The organism is Alteromonas sp. Cnat3-28, from assembly GCF_022348265.1.
GTDB classification, from domain to species: domain Bacteria; phylum Pseudomonadota; class Gammaproteobacteria; order Enterobacterales; family Alteromonadaceae; genus Alteromonas; species Alteromonas macleodii.
The window spans coordinates 1-17,843 of record NZ_JAKREY010000015.1 but is presented as its reverse complement, the minus strand read 5'-3'; the positions used below and the strand labels follow the sequence as shown (position 1 = coordinate 17,843).

Genomic DNA, 17,843 nt, shown 5'->3' with positions numbered 1-17,843 from the left:
TGTTTGTATTTTTATAATGCACTATTGATGAAACAAATAATGCTTTGTGTCAAAAACATGTAAATTAATTGTCGTTTTGCAAGGTAATGCAGGTTGACGTTTACGTCAACAGTAAGTACATTGCAAAGCAGTTTACGTTAACGTTAACTGGCAGTGTATTATAACTGCTCGTAAACGTGGTGTTAACGGCGTTTTAAGGCTAGCCTTTAAAAAACGTACGTTCCACGGATTCTTTTTTAACGTAGAGCACATTGTTAAAGTTTCAAAAAGCGTGGTGAAGTAATACGTTTTAATTATTAATAGTTAATTATTAATGAAACGTAATAGACACCGACGAACTCAACAATTGAGGTAAATATGAAAATACTCGTACCGGTCAAACGCGCGATCGACTACAACGTTAAGGTAAGAGTGAAGGCCGATGAGTCTGGCGTAGATCTTACCAACGCAAAAATGGCCATTAACCCTTTTTGCGAAATTGCTGTTGAAGAAGCCGTTCGATTAAAAGAAAAAGGTGTGGCCACTGAAATCGTTGTTGTTTCAATTGGTGATAAGAGCTGCCAAGAACAAATACGTACAGCACTAGCCCTAGGTGCTGACCGTGGTATTCAAATCGATACCGACCAAAATCTTGATTCACTTCAAGTGGCGAAGCTGTTATCTAAAGTAGTTGAAGAAGAGCAACCACAGCTTGTTATTCTTGGTAAGCAGAGTATCGACTCTGACAATAACCAAACAGGACAGATGCTTGCTGCATTAACTGGCATGCCGCAGGGGACTTTTGCGTCAGAAGTCGTTGTTGACGGCGAAAAAGTAAATGTAACCCGTGAAATTGACGGCGGTCTTCAAACTGTTGCACTTTCGCTTCCAGCGGTAGTAACTACAGATCTTCGCTTGAACGAGCCGCGCTATGCATCGCTTCCTAATATCATGAAAGCAAAACGCAAACCGTTAGACGTTAAAGCGGCTGCGGATTTTGGTGTTTCACTTGACTCAAACGTTAAGGTGCTAAAAGTGACGCCTCCGCCTCAGCGCGAGGGTGGCATTAAAGTGGCAGATGTTGCTGAGTTGGTAGACAAGTTAAAAAATGAAGCAAAGGTGATCTCATGAGCGTACTCGTATATGCAGAACACGACAATGCAAGCTTAAAGACTGAAACGCATAAGCTTGTGAATGCCGCGCAGAAAATGGGTGGCGATATTCACGTGCTAGTCGCAGGTGAAGGTTGCCAAGCAGTAGCTGAAGCTGCGGCGCAAATTGATGGTGTTGCAAAAGTACTTGTTGCTGACAATGCTGCTTACAAGCATCAGCTTGCTGAGAATACGGCTGATCTAGTAGTAGAACTTGCTGCTGACTACAGCCACATTGTTGCTGCTGCAACCACGACAGGTAAGAACTTCATGCCTCGCGTAGCGGCTTTATTAGACGTAGCGCAAATCTCTGACATCATTGGTGTAGAGAGTGAAGACACGTTTGTACGCCCAATTTACGCAGGTAACGCTATTGCTACCGTACAATCATCTGACGCGAAGAAGGTAATTACAGTTCGTGCCGCATCGTTCGATGCAGCTTCAACAGGCGGCAGCGCAGAAGTTGCAGCAGTGGACGTTGTAAAAGGCAGTGATAAGTCTGATTTCGTATCGGCAGAGCTGACTGAGTCTGAGCGACCTGAATTAACTGCAGCAGAAGTGGTAATTTCGGGTGGTCGCGGTATGCAAAACGGTGACAACTTCAAGCTTCTTGAGGGCATTGCTGACAAGCTAGGTGCTGCTATTGGTGCATCACGCGCCGCAGTAGATGCTGGGTTCGTTCCGAATGATATGCAGGTAGGTCAAACAGGTAAAATTGTTGCGCCTCAGCTATATATTGCTGTAGGTATCTCGGGCGCTATTCAGCACCTTGCAGGTATGAAAGATTCTAAAGTCATTGTTGCTATCAACAAAGATGAAGAAGCGCCAATCTTCCAGGTTGCTGACTACGGGTTAGTAGGTGACTTATTTGATGTACTTCCAGAGCTGGAAAATTCGTTGTAAATCGAATTTTAAGGTTAAGCAAAATAAAGACAAAAGGCTGCGTATACGCAGCCTTTTTTGTAGGGAATCGTTATAAAATACCTAGAGTAGTTACGGGTATGTTTTTTAATGGAACAATAATTTAAACGCGCACCACTGAGTTGTCTTCTATGCTCACAGGTGAGGGAATATAAGCATCTGCTTCCCAATCGTTTTCCCATTTTTCACCATCAATGAGATAGCGAAACTGGTACTCGTGATCCTTCTCTAAATCCACCGTTAACGTGAAGTCTCCACTTTTCAGTTTCTTCATCGTTAGTGGCTGTGATTTCCAGTCAGTAAAGTCACCACACAACGCTGCTTCTTTGGCGTCTTGCGCCGCTTCCGCATTTAGTCGAAATGTCACTTTGCACAGAGGTTTTGATTTAAGGTATTGTTTCTTAAGACTCATAATGTGTTTTCCCTTCAACGTAGCGAAATCATTCCCGAGGCTACTTCGCATTAAAGACTAAGCTCAAATAACAACCGCCGGTTAACTCATAACCAATGAGTGATTAAATAATCAACGAAAATCTGATAATTATCAATCTTACTTTGTATTCTTTTGATAATTTTTTATATTAGGGCGGCTGATTTTTATGTGTATTTTAAAAACAATTAACAGACACAAAATTTAACAATCTTAAGTGGGCACAATAACCACAAATCAGTACACTAGTGTTGAAACAATAATAATAGATTTTCGTGGGTTATCAGGTGGTATGTGAAAGTGCAATACATCGTTGCGTCCGTTTCACTCGCGTGGATTTCCTTCGTTCCTAGGGATAGTAAATGAAAAACTCCATCTTGATGAAAAGTGGCATTCCACTAATCATAGTTTTGGTCGCGTTTATCGCCGCGACAGTCATGATCAAATCACGTAAGCCACCAGAGCAAGTACCCGTGGAAATTCCTGCTTTTTTGGTTGAAGCGAAAGAAGCAACAGCAGAGGCCGTGAGCTTTATCGTAAAATCTCAGGGTAACGTTGTTCCACGAAATAAAACTGCGTTAAGTGCGCAGGTCAGTGGCCAAGTAGTAAGTTTGTCTGATGTATTTATAGCTGGCGGTACGTTCAAAAAAGGGGATGTGCTGGCAACACTTGAACAAGATGATTATCGCACGGATCTTAAGCTTGCAGAGGCTGAATTAGCTCAAGCGCAAGCAGCGCTTCAAGAAGAAATAGCTCGCGGCAAAGTAGCAGAGCAAGAATGGCGATCGGTAAGTAGCGTTGCACCGCCTGAGTTGGGTTTACGTAAGCCGCAACTGGCAAAAGAACAAGCAAACGTTAAAGCTGCAGAAGCCAAACTAGAGCGCGCAAAACGCAACTTGGCAAGAACGCAAATTACAGCCCCTTATAATGGCATTGTGGTTGAACGTAATATTGACCTGGGTCAGTTTGTATCAATGGGCGCAGTACTTGGTACAGTGTACTCCACCGATACTGCAGAAGTCAGGCTGCCTATTACTGACAGCGATTTAATGTTTATCAATATTGCCGGACAGTCCAATGACGGCGCTCCGGTTTCGTTAACGGCCTCTGTGGGCGGTGTGAAACGTACTTGGGAAGGTAAACTGGTGCGTTCAGAAGGTATTTTAGATACAGGCAGCCGAGTAGTATATGCCATTGTGGAAGTACAAGATCCTTACAATCTGAAATCTTCACACAATGCCCCCCTTCGTTTTGGTCAGTTTGTAGAAGCAGAAATCACGTCTCGTCAGAATGAAGAATTGGTGGTGTTGCCTCGTAGCATTTTACGTTTAGACAATACCGTACTGACTGTTAACGACAATCGTGAGATTGAAATAAAGCCTGTTGAGGTTGCGCGCACAACCGCTAAAGAAGTGTTTATTCGTTCTGGTATTGAGCATGGAAGCCTGGTAGTGAGAAGTGCCGTACCAAACCCGTATAATGGCATGAAAGTTCGTCTACTAGGTGATGAACCAGTGCTATCTGATGCCGCTGAATCGGATGCTAGCGAAGATACTGATAAAGTAGAGAGCACGTCCACGGAAGGTGATAGCGAATGAGCCGTATTGATACCAATAAAGGGCTTATTGCCTGGTTCGCGCGTAACAGCGTAGCTGCAAACCTTCTGATGTGGTTGCTTGTAGTTGGCGGATTATTTGGTGCCTTCAGTATTCAGAAGCAAGTATTTCCCAATTTCGAGATAGACGTTATTAATGTTCGCGTGCCGTATTTGGGGGCCGCACCACAAGAAGTAGAAGAGGGCGTACTGCTTAAAATTGAAGAGTCAATTAAAGACTTAGAGGGTATTAAGCAGCTTAATTCCACAGCCGTTGAAGGTATGGGTACGGTAAGTATTCAGGTGGAAGAAGACTATGATGTTCAATCTTTACTTGATGAAGTAAAAGTACAAGTTGACGCTATTCCGAGCTTCCCCGCAGACACTGAAAAGCCCGTTATTTACCGTCAAAAAATACAACAAGACGTAATTTGGCTCTCGGTTTACGGTGACGCGTCTGAACGGGAGTTAAAAGAGTTTGCCAAAGATTTGCGCGACGACATTGCTAATCTACCTGGTATTTCAAGTGTTCAAGTTGTTGGGGCAAGGGACTATGAGATTTCCGTTGAGCTTTCGGAAGTTGATTTGCAAAAATACAACCTTACATTCGCCGATGTCGTTGCGCGTTTAAGTCAAACCAGCGTCGACTTACCTGGCGGCTCAATTCGAACTGAAAATGGCGATATTCTGCTTAGAACGAAAGGGCAAGCCTATACGGGCTGGGATTTCTCGCAGATTGTTTTAGTAACAAACGGTAACGGCACGCGCGTGACATTAGGTGATGTGGCGTATATCAACGATGGTTTTATTGAAAATAACCAATATGCGCTATTCGACGATAAACCCGCTGTTAGTTTGCGAGTGCGTGCGGTAGGTGATCAAAACGCATTAGAAATCTCTGAGCAAGTTAATACCTATATTGAGAGTCAGAAATCGGAATTTCCGGCGCATATTACAGCTGATACGTGGGGCGACAGTTCGTTCTACTTAGCTGACCGACTCAACATGATGCTGGAAAACATGTTCTTCGGCGCGCTGCTGGTTTTCTTGGTACTTTCTTTATTTTTAAAAATTAAGCTCGCGTTTTGGGTCATTGTGGGCTTGCCGGTTTGTTTTCTTGGCACCTTATTAGTTATGCCGCTAGATATGGTTGGCGTGTCTATCAACATGCTTAGCCTGTTCGCGTTTATTCTTGTGCTGGGTATTGTGGTTGACGACGCCATTATCATGGGGGAATCGGCGTATTCTGAAATAGACAAAAAAGGCCATAGCGCTGAAAACGTGATAGCGGGCGTCAAAAAGGTCGCTATGCCAGCGACATTTGGCGTGTTGACAACCATTGCCGCATTCTCGCCCATGCTGATGGTATCTGGGCCGTTTGGAATTATTTGGAAAACCATCGGTATGGTGGTTATCGTATGCCTTATTTTCTCGCTCATTGAGTCCAAATTAATATTGCCGGCTCATTTGGTACACATGAAGCTTAAGCCATACGATCCTGAAAAGGCGAACAGATTTCAAAAGTTCCGAGATTTCTTCAGCGAAGGTATTAAGACGTTTATAAATAATAAATACGCGCCATTTTTGGCTAAAGCTGTACGAAATCGCTACACCACGGTTGCTGTGTTTACGGCTATGCTGATCCTCACAGTAGGCCTGTTCGGTGGTGGTATTGTACGTTTTGTATTTTTCCCGAATATTCCCAGCGATTTTATGATTGCAAGTTTCGAGCTTGAGCCAGGCTCATCGCTTGAACAGCGTGATAATGTACTGACTACGCTTCGCGAGGCCATGCACCGTATGGATGACAAAGTAGCTGAAGAGTCGGGTGAAAACGTTATAAAGCACGCCATTGCCTTTGATAACGGCAATCTTGGGGGCGAGATTTTCGCAGAGCTCACCAAAGGTGAAACCCGAACGCTGACAGACTTTGAAATTCAAGACATGTGGCGTCAAGAGTTACCAGAAATCCCAGGTGTTAAGTCGTTTAATATTAGCTCTCCGGGTGGCCCAGGTGGTGGTTCAGACCTGAGCTTTGAATTTAGCTCAAGCGATATTAAGGCCCTTCGTTCGATAAGTGATGAACTTAAAGAAGCGTTGGATAAATACGAAGGTGTTACCGACATTAACGACACCTTCTCAGGCGGAAGCGAAGAAATTCAACTCGCGCTGAAACCTCAGGCTGATGCGCTAGGTATTTCTTTGCGTGATTTAGGTCAGCAGGTTCGCTTTGGTTTCTATGGTGCGGAAGTACAGCGTATCCAGCGTGACGATGAAGAAATCAAAGTGATGGTACGTTATCCGAAAACGGAGCGTAGCTCTATCGAGCATCTTGAAAACATGCGTATCCGCGCGCCAAATGGGCAAGAAATTCCGTTCGAGCAGGTGGCGACATTTACAGTTGGTCAGGGCTTTGATTCAATTATTCGTGTCGATGGTAAACGCTCGGTAACCGTAACTGGTGCAGTGGATAAAGCGTTGCTTGACCCGTCAGAAGTTACCAATGATGTGATTGAAAATCTGATGCCGGATCTACTAGCGCGGTATCCTAAAGTGGACTTCCAGCTTCAAGGTAACTCGAAAGAGCAAGCTGACGCAATGTTCAGCCTAATGCAGGGGCTTCTATTTGCACTCTTTGCCATTTACACCTTGCTTGCTATTCCGCTTAAATCGTACAGCCAGCCGTTCATTATTATGTCGGTTATACCTTTTGGTATCGTAGGCGCCATTGTGGGGCATTTGGTATTAGGTATGGCGGTAAGCGTACTTTCTATCTGCGGCATAATTGCGTTGTCTGGGGTTGTAGTTAACGACAGCTTGATCATGGTGGATTTTGTTAACCGTGCGCGCAAAGAAGGCATGTCGCTAATGGATGCTGCTATTAGCGCAGGTACTCAGCGTTTCAGAGCAATTATCCTCACCTCACTAACAACGTTTATGGGGCTAATGCCGATTGTTTTTGAGCGCAGTTTACAGGCTCAAGTTGTGATCCCAATGGCTGTTTCATTGGCCTTCGGTATTTTGTTCGCCACGGTGATCACCTTGCTGCTTGTCCCAGCGCTGTACCTTATTTTAAATGACCTTAAAAGCGTGTTTAAAGGTCGAAAACATACGCAAGTTACGACAGAAAGCTAAATAGAAAATGCCGGTTGAAACCGGCATTTTTCGTTTAAGGAATAAAAATGAAGAAAAATCTAATATACGCTGCCATAGTAGCGGCATCAGCAGGTTTAACCTTGGCGTGTACAAGCTCGTATACCGAATCTACTAGTTCAGTGCAAGGTGAATCACAAAGTGGCGGCATGCCCAAAGTGTCTGACTATCCAGAAACCAAAACTGTGACTCAGCAAGATAACTATCATGGCACTGTAGTGAGCGACCCATACCGCTGGCTAGAAGAAGAAAAGAGCGAAGAGGTAAGTGCTTGGGTTGAGTCTCAAAACACCCTTGCTCGTCCTTACCTGGCTGAATTGTCCTCTAGAGAAAGATACAAAGAACGTCTAACAGCGCTGTGGGACTACGAAAAATACTCAACGCCATATATGGTAAACGGCAAGCTGTTTTATTCTTATAACGACGGCTTGCAAAACCAATATGTGCTTTATATGGCTGACGGCGTTAACGGTGAGCCTGAAGTACTGATTGACCCAAATACATTGAGTGAAGATGGCACAGTGTCTATGGCGTCAACTGAACTAAGCCCCAAAGCCTCGTTCTTGGCCTACATGCTTTCTGACGGTGGTACTGACTGGAAAACTATTCACGTTCGTGACACCAGTAAGAAGTCGGATTTAACTGACACTATTAAAGGCATTAAGTTTTCAAATATCGCGTGGTTGCCCGATGAAAGCGGCTTTTTCTATTCACGTTACCCCCAAAATGAAGCTGGTAAGTATGATGATAGCCAAACCGTATCTATCTATTTTCACGCAATAGGTACAGCGCAAAGTGAAGACAAAAAGGTTTTTGCGTTTGACAATAAACCTACATGGAACCCTTATCCTTCGGTTGTTCAAGATGGCAAAACACTGCTCATTTCTGTGTTCGAGGGATATCAGGCGAATGGTGTTTATGCTAAATCGCTGGTAAATGATAACAGTGAGCTCGTTCCGGTTTTCGACAAATGGGATGGCCGTTACGACCTAATTGGCGAGCATGACGACGAGCTATTTTTCTCATCTACAGCAAATGCCCCTACAGGTAAGGTTATTAAGGTTGATTTCAATGGTGGCGTTAAAGCAACGGAAACCGTAATTGAAAGTACATCTGATACCTTGTCGAGCGTTTCACTATTGGGTGAAAAACTTTTTGCTCAGTATCTAAAAGATGTAAAAGGGCAGGTAAGTGTATTTGATTTAAACGGCAAGAAAGTAGATGAAATTGCGTTTACTGATATTGGAAGTGTAAGCGGGTTTTACGGAAGCAAAAATGCCGATACAACGTTCTATAAACTTACGGGATTCACAAATCCTGGCCAAGTATTTGCGTACGACGTAAAAAGCGGCGAGTCATCATTATTTAAATCCATCGATACAGGTGTTAATTATGATGATTACGAAACAAAGCAAATTTTTTACACCAGTAAAGATGGAACAAAAGTTCCCATGTTTATCGTGCATAAAAAAGGCTTGAAGTTAGATGGAAATAATAAAACGTTACTGTACGGGTATGGTGGTTTTAATATTTCACTGCTGCCCCGCTATTCAGTATCGCGCATGGTATGGGTAGAGCAGGGCAATGTACTGGCCATAGCTAACTTACGTGGTGGTGGTGAGTATGGGCAACAGTGGCACAATGCTGGGACTAAGTTAGATAAGCAAAACGTATTTGATGACTTTATCGCAGCGGGTGAGTATTTGGTTGAAAGTGGCTACACCACGCCTGAGAAAATGGGTATTCAAGGTGGCTCGAATGGCGGTTTGCTTGTTGGTGCGACCTTAACACAGCGTCCGGATCTCTTTTCTGCTGCCTTACCTGCAGTTGGCGTGTTAGATATGCTTCGCTATCACACACCTAGTGCAAATGCGCGAGCATGGTCCTCTGATTATGGGTTAAGTGAAAACAAAGACGAATTTGAAGCGCTTTATGCTTATTCGCCACTTCACAACACCAAGCCCGGCACGTGCTACCCGGCTACATTAGTCACTACCGGTGATCACGATGACCGTGTTGTGCCGTGGCATAGCTATAAATTTGCAGCTCAACTACAGGCTGACCAAAGCTGCGATAACCCAATTCTACTTCGTGTTGAAACTCGAGCTGGTCACGGTGCGGGTACGCCAACGTGGATGCAAATAGAAGGGTATGCCGACCAGTGGGCCTTTTTGGAGTCCGCTCTCAACTAGCACATATATACTGCTATTAAATAGAAGCCGCTTTAAAAAGCGGCTTTTTTGTTTGCATTTTAAACAAATGAACATATACTGTATAAATATCAGTATGGTTTATTTTGAGTCTTATCTTGGTTCGCTAAAAAGCGCAACGTTTAGGAGATAGTTATGCAAACAGGCATTAAAGCGGTTGATCAGCTTATTTCAAAACACGGCATTATGGCAGAATTCGGATCAGACACGTTTCAACGCCGTAGCCGCTTGACTGGGGGCGACGAGCGTGCAAATGGGTTGCCTTTCTGTATGTATCAAAAGGTGGTACATGCCCCTTTGTCTCATCAATTTACCGTGCATCACTTTTATATGCCGGGTAATAAGGGGAAATTAGCGAGCTTTTTGTTTAATGAAAAAGGGCAGTTAATTGAGCAGGTCTACTACCAGAAAGTTGCCCGCTGGGTGGAAGTGTGCAGAAAATTACAGCAGCTAGTACAAATGCCTACGTCTGATATTCATATGGCGGCGTAACAGATAAAAAAGCGGTAACGTTTCTCAACGTCACCGCTTTTCTACTAAATAGATAGGTAGCTACAATGGAAGAGAGTAGCTACTTAACTTGTCTTAGTAATATGTGTACTTGAACTCAACACCCCAAATACGAGGTTCGTTTACAATACCCGTTAAGTTTGCAAAGTCGATTGCACCTTTAACGTTGTCTTCGTCTGTTATGTTACGACCGAATAGCGCTACCGTGTAGTTGTGCGCAAAGTTCTCATAACCAATGCGTAGACCGCCTTCGAAATTGTCGTCTGTAGTAAACTCAACCGCTTCATATAGGAAGATGTTGGTTTCACCTTGGAACGCCCAATCAGTAAACACGAAGAACTCACCGTCATCACCCATAGGGATAGTGTAACGTGCAGTGAAGTTAAAGATTGATTCAGGTGCTTGCGGGAAAGGGTTTCCGTCAATGATTGCATTGAATCCATCAGGGCGCTCGTCAGTTACTGTACAGTAGCCAGTGAAGCCATCAGATGCGCTTGTACCACAAGGTGCAACCGTTAGAGAATCATCTTTGATTTCAGTGTGGTTGTAGCTGTAGCCAGCAGTAAAGGTAAGTTCGTCAGTCGCTAGCCATTGAGCGTCTACTTCAAAACCATAAGCTTCACCTTCGTCAGCATTCACTAGCGCAGTAAAGTTGTTACCACCACCAATGGCCGAGAACTGCATGTCATCAACGGTATAGTAGAACGCAGCAGCGTTTAGACGTAGCGTGTCGTCGAATAGGTCTGACTTAATACCCACTTCAAAAGAGTTGATCGTTTCTGCGTCTGCAACTGAAGGTGCACCTTCAAATGCAACGTCACGACCTTGGATAGTTTGCGCTCTGAAACCATTAGCATAGCGAGCAAAAACAGACATGTCGTCAGTTACACGGTAGTTTGCACTTAGTTCAAAGCTTGTTTGACCGTCATCTACGTTGATGTCTTCGTAATCCTGAACGGCAGCAATGCCTAGAACAACGGCAAAGCCGTCAACGTTCTGTTCGCCAACCACAAGAGACTTCTTGTCGTGAGTGTAACGGATACCACCTGTAACGTTTAGCTTGTCGTTAACTTGGTAAGATGACTGACCGAATACCGCCCATGTTTGGTTTTCATGGAATACCGTAGTCGCGCCAAAGAAACCGTCGATGCTGGTTACGTTGAACGATGCATCGTAATAGAAAGCACCTACTTGCCAGTTCATTGGATCGCTGGTGTTGCTTGCTAAACGAAATTCTTGCGTGTACTGCTCTAGATCGTCAAGGTTATCTTGAGTTACAAAGTTTTGTGAAGCAATCGCGTCGCCGTCGATGTCGCCAAGGCTTGAACCTTCAGCGGTTTCGATTGCAGAGATTGAAGTAAAGGTTACATCGTCCATGTCGTATTCTAGTTTAAGTGATGCACCTAAACCTTCGTAAGACTGTGGGTTGTTATCTGTACCGTTACCTTCTAGATCGCCATCGTAGCTTACTGTTTCGCGGTCGTAGCTATCGTTAAGGTCATTGCTGCCTTTATTAAAAACGTTTCCACGGAAAATTGAAGCAGTACCGTCTAAGTCGCGGCCGTGTACGTTGAGAAGTGCAGAGAAGTCCGCTGATGGCTCCCATAGAAGCTGTAAGCGCCATGCTTTTTCGTCGAAGCCGCCTAATGCGTCGTTTTGACCTGTTGCTGCGTTGTCGATGTAATCATCACGCTCTTGTGACAATACCGAAAGACGGGCAGAAAGTTCGTCAGTAAGACCGCCGCTAATAGCGCCTTCAAAGTTCATTGTACCGTATGAACCGAAGCCTGCTTTCGCGTAACCTTCAAGATCTTGTGTTGGTTTTACTGTATCAAATTTGATGATACCAGCAGTGGTGTTACGACCAAATAGTGTACCTTGTGGGCCACGAAGTACTTCAACTTGCTGAACGTCGAAAAGCGGGAAGCTTTTAAGTACCACGTTTTCCATTACCACTTCATCCATGATAATAGAAACAGGTTGTGATGCAGCAAGGTCGAAGTCGGTGTTACCTAGACCACGAATATAAAAACGCGGTGCAACACGACCATTTGATGACTCAGCATAAAGACCTGGTACGCGAACCGCTAGAGCAAGAATATCTTCACCGCCAGAGAATAGGCTTTCGAATTTCTCACCGCTTAGTGTCGCAACAGAAATAGGTACTTCCTGGATTGACTGAGTACGCTTTTGCGCAGTAACGGTAATCTGTTCAAGTGAGGCTTCTTTTTTTTCTGTCGTCGCGGCCTCTTGTGCAAGAACTGAAGAGCTGAACGCAGCACTAACGGCTAACGCTAGTGTGGCGATTTTGTGTGTTCTCATGTTTCCACCAAGATGATTTTAAATTTATACTTTTGTAGTGTTTTTAGCACAAAAAATAACAATCTATGCTTGGCGCTGCATTTTACACAAACTTTTACATAAAAACTTCAAATTTGTGCAAACCAAGGTGTTTTTCATCGAAAATGCACAATATTAGTTAGATTGAATATAATTAAAAAGCCTGTGTGCACAGGCATGGAACATCAAACTTAATAGAGAGATATTTTTTGGTGCAAGTAGTCTACTAACCATCTAAATCAAATTAGCCTCGCTTGAATTTCGCTCTGTATTGAGATGGTGATAATCCAGTAGTTTTTTTAAAGAGACGTGTGAAAGAACTAAGATCTTCATATCCCACCGCGCTGATTAAGCGCTCTAACGGCATCCCGGAGGTTTCCAAAAGCTTTCTCGCATGCTCAATGCGTAGCGACTGTAAATACTGACCTGGTGTAATATCACACGCGTTTTTAAAACGGCGTATAAGTGTACGTTCGGTCATATTATGCCTTTGTGCTAATTCGCCTAGCGTACATTTGTTCTGTACGTTTTTCTCTAAGAAGGATTGAACTGCTTTAATGTCCTTGTCTGAGTGGAAATGCCTCTGACGACTGCTCGCGTAAACAGTTTGGCTCGTTCTAGACACATCTAACACGTGGGATTTTGCCGTATCGCTCGCAATCTGATGACCACAGTAGCGTTCTATCAACAAGATAGATAAGTCAATCCACGCCATGCCGCCGCCTGCACAAAACACCGTATTGTCTTCAGTAACCATTTTCTCGGGTTGTAAGTTTACGGTAGGGTACATGGCCTTAAATTTATCTGCATATCCCCAATGTGTAGTGGCAATTTTATTGTCCAATAATTCAGATTGGGCCAAAAGGAAAGTGCCGGTGCAATTGGCGGCAATGTCGGCCCCCATTTTCTGCAGACGCCTTATGTGTACAAGCAGAGGCGCTGTGCTTTCTAGCACTTCATCAATATCGCCACCAATGGTGGGAATTAATAAGACATCAGTCTGTGAGACTTCTTCGATGGCGATATTGGGCTGTAGAACAACTTGATTAGAGCAAAGAATAGGCTGCCCATGGTGACTGGCCAACTGTACTTTGAACTGTGGTTTGGTTGGTAAGTTGTGTATTCGCTGCCAACTAATACCTGCGAAAGCAAATACATCGAGGGCTCCTGTAATGGCAGATGCCAAGGCTTGGTTAAAGCCGAGTACGGTAACGGTGAACTTCGTGTCATTCATAAAAATAATTCGAGTTATAAAATAAGATAAAACTCAGTGATTGTTGGCGCGATTGACCATTATTGTGTCATTAATGACAATAATGGCACGATAACGAATATGACACAATGTGTTAACAAGTTTTCGTAGAGGACAGGACACCATGGCCGACCAACTTATTCCCCGCCGTGAAATGCAATTTCAGCTGTACGAAGTATTAAACACCGCAGCCTTATGTGAAAAAGCTCGCTTCGAAGAGCACAATGTAGAAACCTTCAACGCTGTTATTGATATGGCCGAGAAGATGGCAGAAGAGTTATTTCTTCCTCATAATGCCGTTGCTGATAAAAACGAGCCTACATTCGATGGCACTAAAGTCTCTATGATTGACGACGTAAAAGTGGCCTTCGATACTTATAGAGAATCGGGCTTTATCGCGGGTCACTTCGATTTTGAAGATGGCGGCATGCAGCTTCCTGTTACCGTGATGAATGCCTGCGCGGGCTATTTTTTAGCGGCAAACCCATCGTCAACCGCTTATCCTTTCTTAACTGCGGCGGCCGCCAATGTCATTAAACACTTTGCCTCCGAAGATATCAAAAGTGCGTTTCTATCAAAAATGCTAGCGGGTGACTTCACTGGAACCATGGCACTTACCGAGCCCCATGCCGGTTCGTCACTTGCTGATATTCGTACATCAGCAAGGCCGCAAGATGATGGTACGTACCGAATCAAAGGCAGCAAGATTTATATCTCAGGTGGTGAGCATGAGCTTTCTGACAACATCGTACATTTGGTGTTGGCGAAAATTCCAGGTGGTCCAGCTGGTGTAAAAGGCATCTCCTTATTCGCTGTACCTAAATACCGTCTCGACGCTGACGGCAATCCAGATGTGCGCAACGATGTAACCCTTGCTGGTCTTATCCATAAAATGGGCTACCGAGGTACAACTTCAACCGCACTGACCTTTGGCGAAAATGGTGACTGCCACGGCTACCTGATTGGCGAGCCGCACCAGGGTTTGCGCTACATGTTCATGATGATGAACGAAGCACGCATTGGCGTGGGCTATGGTGCTGCCATGATAGGGTATCGCGGGTACCGTTACTCACTAGAATACGCAAAAGATCGTACCCAAGGTCGCGCTGCGCCTAATCTTGCGCCAGAAGACGAGCCTACACCTATTATCAATCACGGTGACGTGCGACGTATGTTGCTAGCGCAAAAGGCCTACTGTGAAGGCGGTATGTCCCTCTGCTTATACGGCAGCATGCTCATCGATGAGATGGAAACAGAAACTGACAGCGAAAAGCGCACCGAGCTTTCTCAGCTTTTAGATCTTTTAACACCCGTGTTCAAAGCATGGCCTTCGGAGTTTGGCCCTAAAGCCAACGATTTGGCAATTCAAATTCTAGGTGGTGCGGGCTACACCCGTGAATATCCTGTTGAGCAGTGCTGGCGCGATAACCGCTTAAACCCAATTCATGAGGGCACGAATGGTATTCAGGCGTTAGACCTGCTGGGAAGAAAGTTATGGCAGCACGACGGCAAAGGCCTTCAGGTGCTTCTTTCTCGTGTAACAAGCGATATGAAGCGCGCAGAAACACCGCGAGCGCAGGCACTAGCTGCAAAATTAAAACCTTATCTAGACCAGCTTGGCGGTTTAATCCAACAAGCAGCGGCAGATCTGCGCTCTGATAAACAGCCTGTTTTACTAACTAACGCGAGCTGCTTTTTAAATATCTTTTCAAGTTGTGTGGTGAGCTGGATTTGGCTGCGCCAGGCAAATGTTGCCGAACAAGCACTCGCTAATGGTGCTGGCGAGCAAGACGTTGACTTTTATGAAGGTAAGTTATCAGCAGCTGAATACTTCTTAAATTGGGAGTTACCGCTAGTCAGTCGCGATATTGAGGTGCTTTCTTCACGCGAGGCGACGTGTAACAACGTAAAAGCGAGTTATTTTTAATCGTTCAAATCAAGAAGCATGCGCAGTGACCAAAATTAACGGCGTTGCGCTTGTTCACTAAATTGGAGTACAGCTAATGAATGTAGCTGCAAATGTCGAAGGCAAGCATATTCTTATTACTGGTGGTGGCTCGGGTATCGGTGCTGCTTCGGCTCGCGTATTGAGTGCGCGTGGTGCAACAGTTGGTATTGCAGATCTAAACGAAGAAAACGCCAAAGCATTGGCTGAAGAAATTGTTGCCTCAGGTGGCAAAGCCTATGCGGTGGCAGTGGATGTTACCGAACCGGCTCAGGTAAAAGCGATGTTCGACACGGCGCTTTCTCATAACGACAAGATTGACGTAATTATTAATAACGCGGGTATCGACCATTTTCCAGCTCCGCTAACTGAAGTCGATGACGCCATGTTTATGAAGAATATTCAGGTCAACTTAGCTGGCGTGTGGTATTGCATGAAAAACGCCCTTAAGCATATGACGACGACAGGCGGTGGTCACATCATCAATATTGCCTCTGTAGCTGGATTGCGGTCTGCGCCTATGATTAGTGCTTACAGCGCTTCAAAACATGGGGTAGTGGGGCTTACTAAATCGGCGGCAGTGGAATACGCAAGGGCGAACATACGAATAAACGCTGTTTGTCCAAGCTTTGTAGATACCCCTATGGTGCAAGGCGTTTTATCAAAATTGGATGAAAGAGGCCAAAAAGGGCTTATTGGCGCAAATCCAATGAAGCGTTTGGGTAAACCAGAAGAGATTGCTAACGCCATTGCTTGGTTGTGTAGTGATGAATCGTCATTCATGACGGGTCAGTCCGTAGTACTCGACGGTGGTATGTTGGCCTAGAGCAGGCACCGCAACAAGCGTTAATAATAGAAATTAAGCACACAGCACTTTATCAGCAAGAATTAAGGATATGACAATGAAGAACCTTTTTGATTTAACAGGAAAAGTTGCACTGGTTACAGGTGCAAGTCGCGGTATCGGTGAGTCTATTGCCCGTTTGCTTGCCCAGTATGGCGCGCATGTAATTGTATCAAGCCGCAAAATTGACGGCTGTGAAGCTGTTGCTTCTTCAATTCGTGACGCAGGTGGTAAGGCGACAGCGCTAGCGTGTCATGTGGGTGAGATGGAGCAAATTACAGAAGCATTTAATGTCATTAAACGCGATTTTGGAAAACTGGATATTTTAGTAAACAACGCGGCAGCCAATCCTTACTTTGGGCATATCTTAGATACAGACCTTGGCGCCTACAATAAAACTGTAGACGTCAATATTCGTGGCTACTTCTTCATGTCGATTGAAGCTGGAAAAATGATGAAAGAGCAGGGTGGTGGCGTCATTCTCAACACGGCATCGGTAAATGGCGTAACACCAGGCGACATGCAGGGTATTTACTCTATTACGAAAGCTGCGGTCATCAGCATGACTAAGTCATTTGCAAAAGAGTGCGGTAGCTTGAACATTCGCGTAAACGCATTACTGCCAGGTTTAACCGATACTAAATTTGCGTCAGCGTTAACAACTAACGAGCAAATCTTGAAGCACGCGCTTAAAGTTATTCCACTAGGTCGTGTCGCTGACCCAGATGAAATGGCGGGCACGGTATTGTACTTAGTATCAGACGCTTCAACCTACACGACCGGCACGACAGTGGTGGTAGATGGTGGTATGCTAGCGTAATTAGATACAGTTACGAGATACGACCATGCATATATGGGTTGACGCCGACGCGTGCCCTGCAGTGATCAAAGACATTCTTTTTAAGGCAGCCAGACGTACCAAGCTGCCTTTGTCTTTGGTGGCTAACCATTCCATGTCTGTTCCACCAGACAAGCACATAACCTTAACGCAAGTGCCGTCAGGCTTCGATGCCGCTGACGATTATATAGTAGAGAAGTGTGAAGCGGGTGACTTGGTGATTACCAATGACATTCCATTGGCCGCTGATGTACTGGCAAAAAATGCGCTAGCGTTAAATAACCGTGGTGAAGAATACGACAAGTCGTCTATCAAGCAGATACTAGGCATGCGTGATTTTATGGAAACCATGCGCTCAAGCGGCGAACACACAGGCGGACCAAAAGCCTTCTCACAACGTGACAAACAAAACTTCGCCAACGCACTAGACCGACTCCTCACCCAAGGCCTCCGCAACCTCAAATAAAATAATGGGGTCAGAGTACATTTCTACAGGGTTATCTGATCAGAGAAAATTTTGGGGTCAGAGTACTTTAAATACTGAAAAAAGTACTCTGACCCTGAGGGATCCCCACGAATTTAATTTCATATGCCTCCGGCCCAGGCTGCGTCAACTATGGAGCTGTACCATTTGAGTGCAGCTTTCCACTGTCGCATAGTAAATCGTATTCGACAA

At 44.7% G+C, this 17,843-nt stretch carries 13 protein-coding genes; 10 read left to right on the top strand and 3 right to left on the bottom strand.

Features of this window, described 5'->3' with window-relative positions:
* The first annotated feature begins 357 nt into the window (after positions 1–357).
* Complete coding sequence (locus MHM87_RS14735; RefSeq protein WP_014949735.1) at positions 358–1,110, top strand: electron transfer flavoprotein subunit beta/FixA family protein; 753 nt, start codon at positions 358–360, stop codon at positions 1,108–1,110.
* On the top strand, positions 1,107–2,033 hold the full coding sequence (locus tag MHM87_RS14730; protein ID WP_075177384.1) for an FAD-binding protein: 927 nt from the start codon (positions 1,107–1,109) through the stop codon (positions 2,031–2,033). The genes MHM87_RS14735 and MHM87_RS14730 overlap by 4 nt, the downstream gene beginning before the upstream one ends.
* 121 nt (positions 2,034–2,154) lie before the next feature.
* Here MHM87_RS14730 and MHM87_RS14725 read toward each other — a convergent pair whose 3' ends face one another.
* Entirely contained in the window at positions 2,155–2,463 is a 309-nt protein-coding gene (locus tag MHM87_RS14725; protein ID WP_014949733.1) for an isoamylase early set domain-containing protein, read from the bottom strand.
* 380 nt (positions 2,464–2,843) lie between these two features.
* On the opposite strand from MHM87_RS14725, the gene MHM87_RS14720 reads away from it, so the two are divergent.
* The 4 genes from MHM87_RS14720 to MHM87_RS14705 all read left to right on the top strand — a co-directional run bounded on the left by MHM87_RS14720 (position 2,844) and on the right by MHM87_RS14705 (position 9,930).
* Positions 2,844–4,079, top strand: coding sequence for an efflux RND transporter periplasmic adaptor subunit (locus MHM87_RS14720; protein ID WP_239259831.1), 1,236 nt, complete (start codon positions 2,844–2,846; stop codon positions 4,077–4,079).
* Entirely contained in the window at positions 4,076–7,210 is a 3,135-nt protein-coding gene (locus tag MHM87_RS14715) for an efflux RND transporter permease subunit (RefSeq protein WP_239259829.1), read from the top strand. The genes MHM87_RS14720 and MHM87_RS14715 overlap by 4 nt, the downstream gene beginning before the upstream one ends.
* A 47-nt stretch (positions 7,211–7,257) precedes the next feature.
* Positions 7,258–9,420: a prolyl oligopeptidase family serine peptidase gene (locus tag MHM87_RS14710; RefSeq protein ID WP_239259827.1), complete on the top strand. Its 2,163-nt coding sequence runs from the start codon at positions 7,258–7,260 to the stop codon at positions 9,418–9,420.
* Between the two features lie 153 nt (positions 9,421–9,573).
* On the top strand, positions 9,574–9,930 hold the full coding sequence (locus MHM87_RS14705) for a hypothetical protein (protein ID WP_069944449.1): 357 nt from the start codon (positions 9,574–9,576) through the stop codon (positions 9,928–9,930).
* A gap of 93 nt (positions 9,931–10,023) precedes the next feature.
* Here MHM87_RS14705 and MHM87_RS14700 read toward each other — a convergent pair whose 3' ends face one another.
* Together MHM87_RS14700 and MHM87_RS14695 are read right to left on the bottom strand one after the other, a co-directional pair.
* Positions 10,024–12,270, bottom strand: a complete 2,247-nt coding sequence (locus MHM87_RS14700) for a TonB-dependent receptor (protein WP_239259825.1) — start codon at positions 12,268–12,270, stop codon at positions 10,024–10,026.
* A 262-nt stretch (positions 12,271–12,532) separates the two neighbouring features.
* Positions 12,533–13,522 carry a helix-turn-helix domain-containing protein gene (locus MHM87_RS14695; protein WP_239259824.1) on the bottom strand — a complete coding sequence of 330 codons (990 nt, stop codon included), beginning with the start codon at positions 13,520–13,522 and terminating at the stop codon, positions 12,533–12,535.
* Between the two features lie 142 nt (positions 13,523–13,664).
* Here MHM87_RS14695 and MHM87_RS14690 point away from each other — a divergent pair, with 142 nt between their 5' ends.
* The 4 genes from MHM87_RS14690 to MHM87_RS14675 all read left to right on the top strand — a co-directional run bounded on the left by MHM87_RS14690 (position 13,665) and on the right by MHM87_RS14675 (position 17,633).
* Positions 13,665–15,467, top strand: a complete 1,803-nt coding sequence (locus MHM87_RS14690) for an acyl-CoA dehydrogenase (protein WP_239259820.1) — start codon at positions 13,665–13,667, stop codon at positions 15,465–15,467.
* A gap of 76 nt (positions 15,468–15,543) precedes the next feature.
* Entirely contained in the window at positions 15,544–16,311 is a 768-nt protein-coding gene (locus tag MHM87_RS14685; RefSeq protein ID WP_239259817.1) for an SDR family NAD(P)-dependent oxidoreductase, read from the top strand.
* Between the two features lie 76 nt (positions 16,312–16,387).
* Complete coding sequence (locus tag MHM87_RS14680) at positions 16,388–17,149, top strand: SDR family oxidoreductase (RefSeq protein ID WP_014949725.1); 762 nt, start codon at positions 16,388–16,390, stop codon at positions 17,147–17,149.
* Positions 17,150–17,174: 25 nt separating this feature from the next.
* Positions 17,175–17,633: a YaiI/YqxD family protein gene (locus MHM87_RS14675; RefSeq protein ID WP_014949724.1), complete on the top strand. Its 459-nt coding sequence runs from the start codon at positions 17,175–17,177 to the stop codon at positions 17,631–17,633.
* Positions 17,634–17,843: the final 210 nt, after the last annotated feature.